The 2793-nt window shown below is 62.4% G+C and carries 2 protein-coding genes; one reads left to right on the forward strand and one right to left on the reverse strand.

Annotated elements, in window-relative coordinates; all coding sequences use genetic code 11:
- Nucleotides 1–208 precede the first annotated feature (208 nt).
- On the reverse strand, nucleotides 209–2101 hold the full coding sequence (locus AC1D35_RS35335; protein ID WP_162748497.1) for an adenylate/guanylate cyclase domain-containing protein: 1893 nt from the start codon (nucleotides 2099–2101) through the stop codon (nucleotides 209–211).
- Nucleotides 2102–2577: 476 nt separating this feature from the next.
- Between AC1D35_RS35335 and AC1D35_RS35340 the strand changes: the two genes are divergently transcribed.
- A partial coding sequence (locus AC1D35_RS35340) for a hypothetical protein (RefSeq protein WP_477942586.1) occupies nucleotides 2578–2793 on the forward strand: 216 nt, incomplete at its 3' end.

Raw genomic sequence — 2793 nt, forward strand, 5'->3', positions numbered from 1 at the left:
GGGCTGATCAGGAGTGGATGACCCGGCCGCATCCGGGGCCTGTGCTCCAGCGGTGAGGGTGCCGGCAAGAAGCAGGATGAAGGCGAACATGGCGCGAGGCATGGTATCTCCTGATGGCGTCATTGCTCGGGACTTGTAGCCATGAGGGCGCAAGAAGGCGAGGGCGAGGATCAGATTGACGTTTGCGGCAGCTCTGACTGCTTGGATATCAAGCCTTCCCTGCCGCGAGCTGAGCGTCCAGCCGGTCGGCGAGAGCCTGGTAATGCGGGTGGTTTCGCAGGGGGTCCAGGTCGCTGTCTTTTTTCATCCAGGCTGTGACCGACGCGAGATAGGTCGGCGATCCCGACGCCTGCCGTTCAAGGCAGGCGATGGCCTCCGAGGGCATGCCGAGCTTCGCGTAGCAGCAAGCGAGATTATAGAGCACTCTGAGATCGTCACCGGCGATTGCGGCGGCGCGGGATGCCCAGGACGCCCCACGCTCCATCTCGCCCAGATCCGCCAGCAGACAGCCGCCGTAGCACAGAAGGATCGGCTCGTCGGGATGTGCGGCGATCTCTCCTTCCATCAGCCGGAGGCATTCCTGCGCGGACTGTATCGCCTCCTGATGGTGTCCAAGGGAGACATGGACCGCTCGCAACTGGTCCCAGGCGCGGTAGTCATCCGGCTTCAGGGCGATGGTGCGCTCGTACAGGCCGCGCGCCCTTTCGAACTGGCCCTGCGCGTGGCAATTGCGCGCATAGAAGAAGTTTGCCTCGTAGGAGGTCGGGTCTCGTTCCAGAGCGCGCTCGAATTCGGTTTCCGCCTCGGCGCGCAGGCCCTTGGTAAACATTGCGATGCCCCGCGATGCATGGGCGTCGGCGAGATCGGGATCGAGCCGCAGGGCCCGGTCGGCATTGTCTATGACGTTGTCGTATGTCGCAGTCGGATCGTTGGCGAGCAGGAGATAGGAATCGCAGTCGGCCAATCCGGCATAGGCCCGCGCATAGAGCGGATCGATGTCGATGGCCTTCGCGAACAGAGACCGGGCTGCCTGTATGTTCTTCGATTCGTGTCCGCGGTTGAAGAATGATCGTCCCATCAGATAAATTTGATAGGCCTGCGGATCGTCGGTTCCCCGCCTGGTGATGATCTCGAGCTCCCTTGCGAGAATCCGCACCTTGAGCGCGTCAACAATGTGTTTGGAGATCTCGTCCTGCAGCGCGAAGATATCCTCAAGGTCGCGGTCGTACCGCTCCGCCCATACGTGCCGACCATCCGTTCCATTGATGAGCTGGGCGGCAATGCGCACTCTGGTTTCGGCCTTGCGCACGCTGCCTTCCAGCACGTAGCGCACGCCGAGTTCGCGGCCCACCTGCTTCACGTCCACGGAGCGGCCTTTGTAGATGAAGCTCGAATTGCGGGCGACGACGCTGAGCGCGGACACTTTGGCAAGATCGGTGATGATGTCTTCGGTGATGCCGTCACTGAAATATTCCTGCTCCGGATCCCCGCTCATATTGGTGAACGGCAGCACCGCGATCGACGCCACTTCGCGCTCAGTGGCGGTCGCCGCTGCTTCGGGCTGCGTCGGCGATGAATCCTGCCGGTGCCTGAAGCGCGCCATATGGACTTGCACCGGCCGCTCGAGGTTCTTCACGGAATGCTGGCCGAAATCCTCGAAGTCGATCCCCAAAGCGCTGTCGATGTGCTCGCGCACGATGCCGGCGATCGCGACTGCGCCGGGATCGGCAAGAGATTGCAGGCGCGTCGCGACATTGACCCCATCACCATGGATGTCCTCGCCATCGACGATGATGTAGCCGAGATTGATCCCGATGCGATAGACGAGACGGCGGTCCTGGGCCTCCCGGGGTTCGGCCCCGGCCATCCTGCGCTGAACCTCGGTTGCGCATCTTACGGCATCGACGGCGCTGGTGAACTCCACCAGCATCCCATCGCCCATCAGCTTGACGATCCGGCCTTTGTGCGTGGCAATACAGGGGTCGACCAGATCACGCTGCAGCACCTTGAGGCGGCTTAGCGTGCTGATATCATCGATCTCCATCAAACGTGAGTAGCCGACGATGTCAGCCGAGAGGATAGCCGACAACCTGCGTTGCATTGGAAGCCCCCAAATCCTGTTGACCGCTCGCTGTGACCGCAATGCTTGATCGTAGCGCTTAGAATCCGGCGCAATCATGTCGGGAAAACAGACGCGGCAGGTGAGCCGTCGGGCGCCCGCTTTGGGCGTAATCGGGGCTTCCTGTCGGGCGAGCCCGCCCGCGAAGTTGCCAGCCCTGATCGGTCTGCTGCCGTGGCTGAGGACAGGGAGATGACAGGCAGGGCAGAGGGGGGTGCCACACGGCGCATGCTTCATCACCTTCACCCAATGAGTATCCCTCGAGCTGCCGCAAGGACAAGGAAATGACGGTTGCGGCGGAACTGCGCCACCCGCCGAGGCTCACGTCACGGAAGCCCCCTTGAATCCCCTGACTTTTCCCGAAAATCTTCTCAATCCCGTCAAATATCACCCGATTGGGGGTGGCGGTTATCAGGCTAACGGCTAGGGTGAGGTCGGCCCTGTGGAGCTGGGCCAAATTGACGCAACTTCGAGGCCGTCTCTCCCGACGAGCCTCTTTTTTTGCGCGCCACCCCGGCCGCCGTCTGAATGCCGATGCCGGCGGCGCACCTGTCATGGGCGGCCGAGACCGGCTGGACGCCGCCGCAGCCGGATGCATAGCGAAGCGCAGGAGGTTACCGGGCGTGAACCCCCAGCAGTTCGAACTCGTCGAGCAGCCCGACAACCTTCTCGCC

The organism is Rhizobium sp. P1_E6, assembly GCF_056405875.1.